Annotated in this window: 10 protein-coding genes; 2 read left to right on the top strand and 8 right to left on the bottom strand. The window is 61.4% G+C overall.

The window, feature by feature from the left end:
* Nucleotides 1-191 precede the first annotated feature (191 nt).
* Nucleotides 192-1,112, bottom strand: coding sequence for a LysR family transcriptional regulator (locus O1Y97_RS07675; protein ID WP_318763643.1), 921 nt, complete (start codon nucleotides 1,110-1,112; stop codon nucleotides 192-194).
* A 105-nt stretch (nucleotides 1,113-1,217) separates the two neighbouring features.
* On the opposite strand from O1Y97_RS07675, the gene O1Y97_RS07670 reads away from it, so the two are divergent.
* A complete protein-coding gene (locus O1Y97_RS07670; RefSeq protein ID WP_318763642.1) occupies nucleotides 1,218-2,522 on the top strand; it encodes a D-serine ammonia-lyase in 1,305 nt (434 codons plus the stop codon).
* A 67-nt stretch (nucleotides 2,523-2,589) separates the two neighbouring features.
* Nucleotides 2,590-4,161 (top strand): ABC transporter substrate-binding protein, encoded by a 1,572-nt coding sequence (locus O1Y97_RS07665; RefSeq protein WP_318763641.1) that lies wholly within the window; start codon nucleotides 2,590-2,592, stop codon nucleotides 4,159-4,161.
* Nucleotides 4,162-4,250: 89 nt separating this feature from the next.
* On the opposite strand, the gene O1Y97_RS07660 is transcribed toward O1Y97_RS07665, so the two are convergent.
* The 7 genes from O1Y97_RS07660 to O1Y97_RS07630 all read right to left on the bottom strand — a co-directional run bounded on the left by O1Y97_RS07660 (nucleotide 4,251) and on the right by O1Y97_RS07630 (nucleotide 12,924).
* Nucleotides 4,251-5,711 (bottom strand): amidohydrolase family protein, encoded by a 1,461-nt coding sequence (locus tag O1Y97_RS07660; RefSeq protein ID WP_318763640.1) that lies wholly within the window; start codon nucleotides 5,709-5,711, stop codon nucleotides 4,251-4,253.
* 51 nt (nucleotides 5,712-5,762) lie between these two features.
* Nucleotides 5,763-7,283: an amidohydrolase family protein gene (locus O1Y97_RS07655; RefSeq protein WP_245439680.1), complete on the bottom strand. Its 1,521-nt coding sequence runs from the start codon at nucleotides 7,281-7,283 to the stop codon at nucleotides 5,763-5,765.
* Nucleotides 7,283-8,236 carry an ABC transporter permease gene (locus tag O1Y97_RS07650; protein ID WP_245439678.1) on the bottom strand — a complete coding sequence of 318 codons (954 nt, stop codon included), beginning with the start codon at nucleotides 8,234-8,236 and terminating at the stop codon, nucleotides 7,283-7,285. The genes O1Y97_RS07655 and O1Y97_RS07650 overlap by 1 nt, the downstream gene beginning before the upstream one ends.
* 7 nt (nucleotides 8,237-8,243) lie before the next feature.
* Nucleotides 8,244-9,194: an ABC transporter permease gene (locus tag O1Y97_RS07645; protein ID WP_318763639.1), complete on the bottom strand. Its 951-nt coding sequence runs from the start codon at nucleotides 9,192-9,194 to the stop codon at nucleotides 8,244-8,246.
* 64 nt (nucleotides 9,195-9,258) lie between these two features.
* Complete coding sequence (locus O1Y97_RS07640; protein WP_318763638.1) at nucleotides 9,259-10,854, bottom strand: ABC transporter substrate-binding protein; 1,596 nt, start codon at nucleotides 10,852-10,854, stop codon at nucleotides 9,259-9,261.
* A gap of 94 nt (nucleotides 10,855-10,948) precedes the next feature.
* The gene (locus tag O1Y97_RS07635; RefSeq protein WP_183262503.1) at nucleotides 10,949-11,932 is read right to left on the bottom strand and encodes an ATP-binding cassette domain-containing protein; all 984 of its coding nucleotides are present in this window, start codon (nucleotides 11,930-11,932) and stop codon (nucleotides 10,949-10,951) included.
* Complete coding sequence (locus tag O1Y97_RS07630) at nucleotides 11,929-12,924, bottom strand: ABC transporter ATP-binding protein (protein WP_108606760.1); 996 nt, start codon at nucleotides 12,922-12,924, stop codon at nucleotides 11,929-11,931. The genes O1Y97_RS07635 and O1Y97_RS07630 overlap by 4 nt, the downstream gene beginning before the upstream one ends.
* Nucleotides 12,925-13,208 lie beyond the last annotated feature (284 nt).

Genomic DNA, 13,208 nt, shown 5'->3' with positions numbered 1-13,208 from the left:
CGCCACCCCTACGAGGAATTAGTTTTTCCTAACATATAAGTCGATTGGGACCAACGAAAAATGGGGTTCGTCCCTTCGAGGTCAGTTCGACCAGTTGGAAGGCGCATGCGCCAAGGGCCCGGACCTGCATGCCTCCGCGAGGCTGCTTCGCTATTCTGTCGAGGCGGCGCGGCGGTCTGCCGCCGCCGCCATCAGGCTGTTTGGAGCGGTGACGGCCACGCATCGCACACGTAGCTCACAAAACTGGTGAGAGCCGCGCTCGGCACCGCATCCATCAATGAAAGAAAATAGTACCGCGCCGCGACTATCGGCCGGGCCGATGTTGCCGGAACGAGACTGCCGTTCAAGATTTGCTGGTTGACCAGAGGAGTTCGACCGATTGCCACGCCTGCCCCCTGGGCCGCAGCCTGAAGAGCCAGCTTCGACAAGTTGAAGTATACGTCCTTGTGCCGTCGATCCGCGAACTCACTCGTCACCGCGTCGATTGCATCCCACTCCGCCGTGCGACTGGCTTTCGGCCATGCATGCGCGTCGTGCAGGCGCGTGAAGGAACATGCTTTGTCGCGAGCCAGCTTGGTTCGCAATTCCGATGTGCATACCGGGAAGATCAACGAGTCCAGGACCGCAAGTATCATGAGCCCCTGTGGCGGCGAGCTGTCGTAGCGAATCGCAAGGTCGATGCTTTCGCGGCGTAGCTTGGCGATCTCCGGCAGGTCATCCTCCGCCACCAACTCGATCTCGATCGCCGGCTCCGTTGTCTGGAATTGCAGGATGAGACCGCCCAGCCAATCCAGCGCCAGCGAGCCGGAGCAGCTGATCCGTAGACGGCGCGGCTGAAACGGGCCTCCAAGCTTGAGCAACGCTTCAGCAATCTGGTCCATGGCGGGCCTGACTGCTTCGGCCAGCGACGCCCCCATGGAAGTAAGCGCGAGCCCCCTCGAACCCCGGAAAAAAAGCGGCTCGCCCAACCGCTTTTCCAAACGCGCAATTCTTTGGCTGACCGCGCCTTGGGTGACACGCATTCGCTCGGCAGCGCCGGTAAAGCTCCCGCACGCCGTCACTTCGGAAAACACAAAGAGATCTGCGGCCATCGTTGGGTCGAGCGTGCGCATCATCGTTCCTAATGCCGGCATTAGCAATACTGGCTTGTAACTTCTCAGTATCGAATTAACAATTCCCGTTAATCACGATTATATAGTTTGCAAGATGATGGGAATATGGAAAATAAACCAGAGACAATTCCGCAAGAAGTGCTGAATCGCGAACCATATATATGGATGAATCCAGGATTAGATTCATCATATGTTGTTATTCCGAGCCTTGACATAAACATAACGGACATTCAAGCAGCTCAAGCGCGATGGATACGGTTCCAGCCACTAATTGCCAGACTGTTCCCCCAGACAGTGGCGACAAATGGGCGTATTGACTCTGACTTGATCGAAATATCGGACATACCCTCATTGTTTCCAAATGCGGCTGTAGAGAGTCGCATTTTTGTTAAGACTGATCATGACTTGCCAATAACTGGCACTATTAAGGCAAGAGGCGGCATCTATGAGGTGTTAACTATTGCGGAAAAATTGGCCCTCAGCACTGGGCTTATTTCTTCGCCCGAGGACACTCTGGCCCTGGATAGCCCGAAGGCTGCCGAAACATTCAGCAGATTCAAGATAATCGTCGGATCAACTGGAAACCTTGGGTTCAGTGTCGGCGCAATCGCACGGTCGCTTGGCTTCAAGGCCGAAGTGCACATGTCGAAGGACGCCAAGAGTTGGAAAAAAGACCGGCTGCGGCGCATCGGCGTTTCAATAGTCGAACATCCGGGTAGCTACACGTCAGCGGTGGCTGCGGCACGAGCGTCCGCGGAGTTGGATCAATCATCCTTCTTTATCGATGACGAGAATTCCCGTGCCCTGTTTCTCGGTTATTCAACAGCGGCGTTCGATCTGGTCAGGCAACTCAAGTCGGCCGACATCGCGATCAACGCGGATACACCAGCCAATGTCTATCTTCCCTGTGGTGTGGGCGGCGCGCCGGGTGGCATCACATTTGGGTTGAAAGCGTTACTTGGCGACGCCGTTCGCTGTTACTTTATCGAGCCGGTCAACGCGCCTTGCATGTTGGTTCAACTGGCTTCTGGCTCCGATATCGCCATAGCGCTGGAAGACTTAGGCCTGAATGGCGAGACCATTGCAGACGGTTTGGCGGTAACGTCTGCTTCCATGCTGGTGGCGCGGCTCATGGATCGATTGGTCGACGGCTGCCTGACATGCACGGATGCAGACATGGTGGCTTGGGTACAGCGCCTGTGGGAACAGGAAAGCTTGAGGCTTGAGCCCTCGGCGGCAGCCCCGTTTTGCGGCCTATCGCAATTGCTCGCCGCAGGGGCAGGATCAAATGCTGTTCATGTCCTGTGGACGACAGGCGGCTCTCATCTTCCCGACGAAGAATTCTTGCCGCTGATCAATCGGGAACCGCGGAGCGTCACCGGTGACGAAGCCGTGCTGGCGACGACCTAGATCACAAACCGCTGCGAGCAGCCTTTGCCAAAAAGGCAGATCCATTCATCATATGGGAGGTACAACTATGCATGCATTCTTTTTGGCCGCGTTATCGCAAAGCCGGCGACAGCTCCTTGCGAGCGTCGGCGCCGGCGCAGTCGCCGGGATGATTGGTCTCGGCGGTTCGACGGCCTTGGCCGCGGATCGTGACCACACGATCATCGTCGGGCGAAGCGGTCAGATCAACACGCTGGATCCCCTGCGGGCCGATTATAACCAGACCAACGCTGTCATCAGCGCAGTCTACGACACGCTGGTGACTTATGATGAGACCACGCTCATCGGGAGCCTGGCGACCGAATACGCCTATTCGGACGACGCCAGGTCGATCACCTTTACGCTTCGCTCCGGTGTGAAATTCCATGACGGGACGGCGCTGACGGCCAAGGACGTTGCCTACACGCTTGACCGCCTGAAGCGTCTCGGCGCCGGCGTCGGCTCGCTGGTGAGCGACTACAAGTCGACCACCGTCACCGATGACACCCACTTCACCATCAATTTGTCCAATCCAAACCTGCTTTTTCTGCCGTCGCTGAGCAAGATCTACATCCTCAACTCCGCATTGGTCGCCGCCAATGCTGGTGACAACGATGGCCAAGGTTGGCTCCAGGTTCATGACGCAGGCAGCGGCCCCTATGTGGTTGGCGATCAGTCGCAGGCAGTGGTCATCGACCTGTTCAAGGACTACTGGGCTCACGAGGAGGGACGTCCGCAGTCGATCGTGTTCCGTCGCATCGATGAAAGCTCGACGCTTCGCGATGAACTGCGGGCAGGTAACATCGACGTTGCCTTTAACTTTGCGGCCCGCGACGCCGCCACGATCGCCGCGGACTCGGCGCTCAAAGTTGTCCCGATCAACACCAGCTACCAGGCCGAAGTGGTATTCAACACCCGTGTCGGCCCCACCGCTGATCCCAAGGTCCGCAAGGCGCTACGTATGGTCTACGACTATTCCGGTGGCCTGCGCGGCATCCGCGATGGCTTTGGTGCGCTGGCCAATGGACCTTTGCCGGCCCGTCTCGACTGCCGTCCCGAATTGCCGGAGGTGAAGCGCGACCTCGACGCCGCCAGGGCGTTGCTTGCCGAGGCGGGTGCGAGCAACCTGAAGCTCAAGATGAACTTCCAACCCGTGTTCGACATGATGAAACAGGAAGCGACGCTGTTCCAGTCCAACCTGCGTGAGATCGGCGTCGAGTTGGAGCTCGAGCCGATTGCCTTTCCGAATTATCTCGCCAGCCTGAAGGACCCGAACTCGATTCCGCAGATGATGTTGATCGAGGACTCCGCCCAGGTGCCGGATGCCGGCGTCATGTTGGTGAAGAGCTACAAGTCGGATGCCATCGGCACCAACCGTACCGGCTATGCAAATCCGGAAGTCGACAAACTGCTGGACCAGGCTGTTGCGACCGCAGACGACGCCAAGCGCTGCGACCTTTACAAGCAGGTCCAGACCATCCTCCACAATGACGCGGTGATGGTCGACATGTATGGGGTCTACTTGCCGGCCGCCTACCGAGTTGATGCACTCGCTGAGTTGAAGCCCAGCATGCTCACAATGGGTATCGAGCCGGCGGACTTCCGTCTCGCCAAACCGTAAGCGAGGCCGGACAGGTTCGCGGTCTGCCCAAGCAGCCTCGAAACGAGGCTGCTTGGACATCGCGAAAAATGCGCGCCGGCAACCACGTGTCACGCCAACGGAAACGATGGCTTGAAGATCTCGTCGACTGAAGGATGACGCCAGGTACGTGCCGGATACTTGGCGATCAGTCCATCGAACTGGGCTTGCGCCCGATGGCGATAGGCGTCGAGGTCGATGCCCGGCAGTTGGCGATCCTTCATGACCACCCGCCCGTTGACGATCGACATCTTGAAGTCGCGGCCGGTGCCGCTCAGCATCATCGTCTGGATCGGGTCGATGACCTGGCCGAGTTCGAAGGCCGAGAGGTCGAACAGCGTCATGTCGGCCTTGGCGCCGACGGCGAGGCGCCCAAGATCCGGACGGCCGAGCGCATCGGCGGCGACGATCGTGGCAGCATTGTAGAAATCGGCTGAACTGCAGGCCGACACATCGCCCTCCGCGACGCGACACAGGCTGATGCCGAGCCGCATGTTCTCGACCATGTCGGGCGGGAAGGTGTCGGTGCCGAGGCCGAGGGGGATGCCCGCCTTCTTGAGCCGGGCAAAGGATTCCATCATCCCGCCGTAGCGTGACAGCACCAGCGGACAGTGGATCAGCGCGGCACCGGAAGCGGCAAGAATGTCGACGTCGTTGCCGGTGCGCTTGATGGCACTGTGACCGGTGACGTAGACGCCATGCGGCAGCAAGGAGCGCTTCGACAGGAAGCCCAGCGACGAGAGCCATTCGACCGGGGTCTTGTCGTAGCGCCCGACGATGCTGTCGAACTCGTCGAGGCCCTGGCAGCAATGCAGCCGGATCGGGCAGTCGAGCTCCTCGGCCACCGCGGCTGAGCGCCGAATGAGTTCGGGGGTGCAGTTTTCGATCCGGTCCGGCGCCAGCATGCCCCGGACCAGGCCATCATGGGCGCCATCGAACTTGCGGACATAGTCACGGGCAGACGCCAGGCCCTTGAGCCCGCGCTCCTCGTCCCAATGGACGCCGAAGCTGCCATCGTCGCGGATCAGGGAGACCCCGGTCATGTAGCATGGCCCCAGATAGGCCCTGATGCCGACTTCAGCGGCGCTGTCGGCCGAGCGGGTGAACTCGTCGTAGGTCTCGGCCCATTCGCGATAGAACATCGAGGTGATCGGAAGTGCTGTGGTGATGCCGTTGCGGATCAATTGGACGAAGGCGTACTTCATCTTGAAGGTCTGCTCGTCGGTGGAATACATCTCCACCGGACCCGATGCGACATAGTCCTCCGGCCAGACCCTGCCCTTGGCCCAGTCAGGCTGGTTGTCGAAGGCGAGCACCGTCGTGTCGAGATCGGCCAATGCGTTGAGGTCGATGAAGCCGGGCCCGAGGATGGCGTTGCCGCCGTCGATCTCCTGATCCACCGGCCCTTCATAGCCGCGTCCGGCGAAGATGATGGTGTCGCCACGATAGACGACTTCCGCGTCCTTCATCGTCCTATGGCCTTGACCGTCAAAACCGATGACGTAGCGCGCTTTCACTCGTGTCGTGGTCATGCTGGAAACTATCCGGTTGTCGCAATTGATTGTTGTGGCGAACGGCGCTGGCTACGGCACCATCGGGCCGGCCCATCTGTTCAGGCCGACCGGCGTGTCGAGCGCCTTAAGATACATCTGCCGATAGTACGGCTCGAGCTCGTCGGCGGCCGACTTGCAGCGTGCCATGTATTCGGAGAATTCCCCGGCAAGCGAACGTGCCTCGGCCTTGATCGCGTCTTCGTCGACGGTCAGCAGCTTGCGGTTCTCCATGACGATCTCGCCGCCAACCATGGCGGTGACGACCGAGGAGCCGTTCTCGCAATAGACGAGCTGCCGCCTCAGGTCGTTTAGCGGCGTGAACGCCAGCGAATTGAGATCGAGCAGGATGATGTCGGCCTGGAAGCCGGGCGCGAGACGCCCCGAGGGTTGCGGCAGCCGCATGGCCTTCGCGCCGCCCGACGTCAGTGCGGTCAGGATCTCGACCGGCCGAGGCCAGTCGTCATATCGGGGGTCGCCGATATTGTGCACGAGGCCTGCAACCTTGGCCACGGTCCAAAGATTGATGCCGTCATCGGTAGAGGCCTCGTCATTGCCGATGCAGACATTGATGCCCGCCTGCTGCAACCGTCGGAACGGCATGACGCCGCTGCCGATCTTGAGGTTCGACACAGGATTGTGCGCGACCGAGCATCCGGACCCGGCAAGCAGCGCGATATCGTCATCGTCGACCCAGATAGAATGGATGACCATCGCCTGTTCATTGAGCACGCCCATGTCGTGAACGTAGCGGATCAGCGACTTGCCATAATTCTCCTGGCCAAGCACCCGCTGCAGGCGGGTTTCGAGAATGTGCATGTTGTAGGGAATGTCGCGTTCACGTGCGATCCGGCCAAGCGCCTGCAGATAGGCCGGCGTCACGCGCTGCGGCGCCGAGCATGACACCGCGCAGCGCAACCGACCGGCCTCGGTGCCATGCCAGGTGGCCATGAAGCGGTCGTAGCAGCCAAGCAGTTCGGCATCTGTCATCAGCCGCACCTCGCTCATGCGCTTGAGCAGATGCGGGGGAAGGAAATCCTTCAGGAAAGGATATTTCTGGTGCTCGGGCACATTGGGCTGGTCGAGCGTGACCGTGGCGCGAATGCCCGCGTCGGCATAAGCGCGCATGACAGCGTCGACCTCGTCATCGGTGACCACCGGCACGAAGAAACAGTCGTCGTGGACGGAGGTGACGCCCTGCTTCAGCATTTCGATGCAGCCGAGCATGGTCCGTACATAGGCGAAGCGCGGCGAGGCCACCTGATCCATCAGCGGCGGCACCTCGTAGAGCATGAACAGCTCGAGCGGCGAGTTGCCTAGCGCCCCCTTCATGAAATTTCCGGGCGAATGGAAGTGGCCGTTGACGAGACCGGGCATCGCAAGCAGCCCCTTGCCGTCGATGATACGGGCGCCCTCACCCGCCTCTTTCGCAGCACCCGGTCCCAGGGCTTCTATCTTGTCGCCCGATATGACGATGTCGGCCTCGGCATATTCGGTATCGCGCTCGTCGAGTGTCAGGATGCGCGCGTTTCGGATGACCGTCTTTATCGGCATCACGCCTTGCCTTCATCGTCGGCCGAGGGCGCAGCGCGATGCTTGACGAGCTGCAGCCTGGTCTTGGGGTCGAGCGAATCCCGCAGCGAGTCCCCGAGCAGGTTGAACGCCATGACCAGCACGGTGATCGCAAGGCCAGGGAGTGCTGCGATATGCGGCGCGACGAAGACGTAGCTCCTGCCCTCGCTGGTCATGATGCCCCATTCCGCGATCGGCGGCTGGACCCCGAGGCCCAGGAAACTCAACCCGGCCGCGGTGATGACGACCGCACCGACGATGGTGCAGCTGTAGACCACGGAAGCGGCGACCACGTTGGGCAACATCTCGACGAACAGGATCTTGAGGTCCGATGTCGCCATCGCCTTGGCCGCCTCGATATAGGCGAGCTCGCGCTCCTGGCTCGCGGCGGCATAGACCACGCGCGTGTTGTAGGGGATCAGGGTGACGACCAGCGCGATCATCATGTTGCCAAGGCCGGGCCCCATCAGGGCTGCAAGCATGATCGCCAGCAGCGCCATCGGGAACGCGAAAAAGACGTCCATCACCCGCATCACCACTTCGCCGAGGCGCGGATACCATGCACCGATCAGCCCAAGCGGGATCGAGATGGCCGCGCCCAGGATCACCGGAACAACGCCCGACAGCAGGGTCAGGCGGGCGCCATAGATCAGGCGGGAGAGAATGTCCCTGCCTTGGTGATCGAGCCCGAGCAGGTGACCCGGCGTCCCCAGCCCCTGCAGGCGCAGGGCGGGATCGGCCTCGTTGGGCGGGAACGGAGCGAGATAAGGCGCAAAGATCGCGCAAAGCACCAGCAGCAGGATGATGACCGCCGCAATGCGGGCCACCGGATCGCCGAGCACGCCGCGCCAGACGAAATAGAGGTTGGAGCGGCGCGCCGGGCTGAAGCGCTGGCTGGGGACAGGACTGGTCGTTGCCATGGAGGTCACGCTCATGGTTGTCTCACCGCTTTCTGGGGTCGAGGGCATGGACGATGACGTCCGAGACCATGTTGCCGAGCACGAAGACGATCGCCACGACAAGCACGCAACCCTGGATGACCGGCACGTCGCGCTGCATGATGGCATCGAATAGCAGGAGCCCGACGCCCGGCCAGTTGAAGATGATTTCGGTGAAGATGACGCTGCCGAAGAGATAGCCGATCTGCAGGCCGCCGATATTGGCGAAGGTCGGCAAGGTGTTGCGTACCGCGTGGCGAAGCACGATCTGCCTGCGGCTCAGTCCCCTCGCCCGGGCGGCAAGGACGTAGGGCTGGCCCAGCACGTCTATCATGCGCGAGCGCGTGACGCGGGTGACGACGGCAATGGAAGACGCCGCGGTGGTGATGGCCGGCAGCACCATGTGATGCAGCAACTGGCCGAGGCCTCCCGGATTGACCATGTTGTACATGCCGGAAATCGGGAACAGCTTCCATTTGAAGCCGAAGAAATAGAGCAGCACGATGCCCAGCCAGAACACCGGCAGGCTGGCCAGAACGAGGGTGAGTGCGACGACCGCGCGATCGGCAAAAGTGCGGAAACGGGGTGCCGACGCCACGCTGAGCAGGAAGCCGGCGGCAAGCACAAGCGCCAGGCTGCCCGCCATCAGGATCAGAGAATTGACGATCTTCGGGCCGAGGATCTGGGTAACCGGCAATTGCTGCGAGATCGAGTTGCCGATGTCTCCACGGAACAGGTCGAGCAGCCAGCCGGCGTACTGGACGAGCAGTGGCCGGTCGAGGCCGAGATCCAGACGCAGGGCCTCGAGCTGGGCCTGGGTGGCCATGCGGCCGAGCAAGGTGAGCGCGATGTCGCCGGGAATGAGTTGCAACGACAGGAATACGATGACGGTCACGCCGAGCAGCACTGGCACGGCATAGAGCATCCTGGTTCCGATGAAAGCGATGATCGACACGGACAGCCTCCCAACTGCGCCGCCAACCGGCCCGCAAAACGGGCCGGCCGGACATGTGTGACGTCTACTGCTTGGTGATGCCGGTCAGGTCGAACCAGTGCTGCGGCGCCAGCACGAAGCCTTTGACTTCGGGCCGCGCGGCATAAGTCGACATGGCGGTGTAGTAAGAGGTGAAGGCCATGTCGCCGGCGATGATATCGCGGATCTCGTGCAGCTTCTTGTCCATCTCCTCGCTTGACGCAGCACCGCGGGCAGCAGACAGCAACTCGTCGATCTTGGGGTTGCTGTAGTAGCCGGAGTTGCAGCAGTTCGGCGGCAGCGCACCGGCGGCAAGGACCTGGTCGAGCCAGGCAAACGTGCTCTCGCCCCACGATGCCGAGGTGAGGCCGGTGCCGTCGCGCATGCCCTTCGACATCATTTCCCAGAAGGTGTTGTTGTCGAACATCTCGATCGACGCCTTGATGCCGACCTTCTCGAAGTCGCGCTGCAGCCACTCCGCATCGCCCTTGGTGTTGACGTCGGCGCCGGCACCGAAGGTCCAGTCCATGCGGGTGGTGAAGCCGTCGGGATAGCCGGCCTCGGCAAGCAGCTTCTTGGCGCCCTCGGGATCGTATTCGCAATCCTTGTAGCCCGGGTCGTAACCGGGGCCGCCGAAATTGAGGACGCCATAGGACGGCCGTGCCAGGCCCTTGCGCTGATACTTGGCCATGTCCTCGCGGTTGATGGCCATGCACATCGCCTTGCGCACCTTCGCATCCTTGAAATGCGGATCCTTGGTATTGATCCACATGACATAGAGCATCGGGCTGTCGCCCGAGATGATCTGCATGCCCTGCTGCTTGAGGAATTCGAGCGAGTCGGGCGATGGCGTGCCGATGACGTCGACCTCGCCGCCGACCAGCGCGAGTTCGCGGGTGGCGACCTCCGGGATGCCACGCAGCACGATCTGGTCTGCCTTCGGCTTGCGCGCCTCGTTCCAGTAGGCGTCGTTGCGGGCGATGACCAGCTTCTCGCCGACGACACGTTCGACGAACTTGAACGGCCCGGTGCCTACGGGATGCTGCTCGACATTGTCGTTGCCGTGGGTCTTGACCGCCGTCGGGCTGATCATGCGCGGCGCACCGGAGCCACCGGCCGCCATGCGGCGCAGGAACTCGGCATTAGGCTGCTTGAGATTGATCTTGAAGGTGTTCTCGTCGACCACTTCGTAGCCGGCGAGATCCTGCCACATCCAGCCCATCAGGCCGGGCGAGACGGGCTGATGGAACTCGAAATTCTTGTCCGTCATCCGGTCCATGTTGAATTTCGCAGCTTCCGCGTTCCACGGCGTGCCGTCATGGAACTGCACGCCCTTGCGGAGGTGGAAGGTGTAGGACTTGCCGTCTTCCGAAACATCCCAGCTTTCGGCGAGTGCGGGCACGATCGCCGGTGTCTCGGAGCCACCCTTGGTGAGGTCCTCCTCGACGAAGGTTTCGAAGATGTGACGCACCACCTTGAAGGTGTTCCAGGTGCGCGAGGCGTGCGGGTCGAGGCGGCTGAAATCGGACTCGACCGCGAACACGATGGTGTTGCCCTCGGCGTGGGCCAGGTCGACGACCGCGGTGCTGCCGAAGCTGGCGGCGAGCAACACAAGAGCGGTGCCGGCCAGGCGATCGCGCATTCGGCGCGCTATTTGTCTTGAGGCGTTGGACTTCCGAAACATCGTGCTTTTCCTCCCAGTTGGACAGATGTTTCTTCCTCCGCGCCACCGCCCCTCAGCGGTGGTCGTAGAGGAAGCAGGCGACGTTCCGCTGGTTTTCTATTTCGATCAGCGGAGGTGCGGATCCGCGGCACGCATCGAAGCAGTCCGCGCAATTGCCGACATAGGGGCAGCACGCGCCCCCAAGCTTGGCCGTACCCTCGAGGTCTTCGGCGCGTTCGGCCGCCTGCTCCCAGCGCATGTCACCGCGCACGTGCAGGACGGTTCCCAGGAAATCGCGGGTGAAGGGATGCTTCGGCTCGCGGTAGACGGCTTCGCTCGACCCCGTCTCAAGGATATTGCCGCGATACATGACGATCGTACGGTCGCAGAACTGCTTCACGATCTTCAGGTCGTGGGAAACGAACAGGAATGTGAGATCGAGCTTCTTCTGAAGGTCTCCCAGCAGGTTCAGGATCTGCGCCTGGATCGAGACGTCGAGCGCCGAGACGGGCTCGTCGAGGAACAGGAATTCCGGCTCCAGCGCCAGGGCGCGGGCGATGGCGATGCGCTGGCATTGGCCGCCGCTGTATTCGTGCGGATAACGATAGGACTGCGTCGGATCGAGGCCGACAAGCTCGAGCAGTTCCTCGACGCGCCGGCGGGCGACGGCCTTCGGAGTACCGAAGTTGAGCAGCGGCCGCTCGACGTTCTCGGCGACGGTCCGACGCGGATTGAGCGACTGCAACGGATCCTGGAAAACGATCTGCATGCGGCGGCGGAAGCCCCGCATCTCTTCCTGGGAAAGGGCGCCGAGGTTCTGCCCGTCATAACGCACCTCGCCGCTGTCGGGCTCGATCAGCCGCAGGATCATGCGGCCGAGCGTCGATTTGCCCGAGCCTGATCCGCCGACGCAGCCAAGAATCTCGCCCTTCCTGATATCGAGGCTGACATTGTTGACGGCCTTGGTACTTGCGGTCGTGCGGCGGAAGAAGGCGCCGCGCCTGACCGTGAAGGCCTTGTTGAGGTCGCGAACTTCGATCAGGTTCTGGGCGCTCATTGCCGTGCCTCCAGGTCGAACAGGTGGCAGCGCACGTAACGTCCCGGCTCGGGATTGTGCCACGCCGGAACCTCCTCGCGGCAGCGGCCGATGGCGTGCTCGCAGCGCGGGGCGAACCGGCAGCCCTTCGGCGGCGCCAGGAGGTTTGGCGGCTCGCCGCGAATGTAGCTCATGCTGCCGTGGTCCTCGTCCGGGTCCGGAATCGAGCGGATCAGCGCCTGGGTATAGGGATGATGCGGCGTGGCGAGCAGATCTTCGACCGCACCTTCCTCCTGCACGTGGCCGCCATACATCACCAGCACACGCGTCGCGATGGCGCGGACAACGCCGATGTCGTGGGTGATGAAGACGATCGGCAGGCCGGTGTCGCGGCTGCGGTTCTTGAGCAGCAGCAGGATCTTCGCCTGCACTCCGACGTCGAGCGCGGTCGTCGGCTCGTCGGCGATCAGCAATTTGGGTTGGCAGGCGAGCGCCATTGCCAGACCGACGCGCTGGCACATGCCGCCGCTGAGCTGATGCGGATAGCTTGCCAGCACCCGGTCCGGATCGGCGAAGCCGACCTCGATCAGTGCTGCGCGGGCGGCGGCCCGTGCGGCCTTGCGATCGAGTTCGGGATTGTGCCGCAGCAAGGTCTCGACGAGCTGGAACTCGGCCGTGAACGACGGATCGAGCGAGGCGCGCGGGTTCTGGAAGATCATGCCGATGGTCTTGCCGCGCACGTCTTCGAGTTCGCGCTCGCTGAGGGCCAGGATGTTCTTTCCATCGATCTCGATCTCACCGCCGAGATATTTGCCCGGTGGCGTCGGCACCAGCTTCATCAGCGACAGCGCGGTCACCGTCTTGCCGGAACCGGACTCGCCGATGATGGCGAGAATTTCGTTCTGGCTGAGCGAGAAGCTTACGTCGTCAACCGCCCGGGCAACGCCGGCAGGGGTGACAAAAGCGGTCCTCAGATTACGGACCGAAAGAACGACATCGGCGTCCTGCAGCACTCAGTTTCCTCCCGAGATCGAGTTGGAAAGCGCAATTGCCAATTCGTTTCATGTATACAATTTAATGTCAACATCGTATGCATCAACGATATGACACAAGAGGCCTGTAAGGCTTCCTGAGTGGTTACCGCCTTTCCAAACAATGTGATTTCCAAACTTGGAGTTAGGCTTGCGGCTTCGCTTGGCGAGCCAAACCGATCCTGGAGTTGGAGCAGCTCTATGATCACCCCCAGAGAGGTTTTCTCAGGGCCATATTATGCACAATATCAATAGTATATCGTATA

This window comes from Aminobacter niigataensis, from assembly GCF_946995915.1.
Classification (GTDB): domain Bacteria; phylum Pseudomonadota; class Alphaproteobacteria; order Rhizobiales; family Rhizobiaceae; genus Aminobacter; species Aminobacter niigataensis.
The sequence above is the reverse complement of the archived record's forward strand: the minus strand, read 5'-3'. Positions and strand labels throughout refer to the sequence as shown.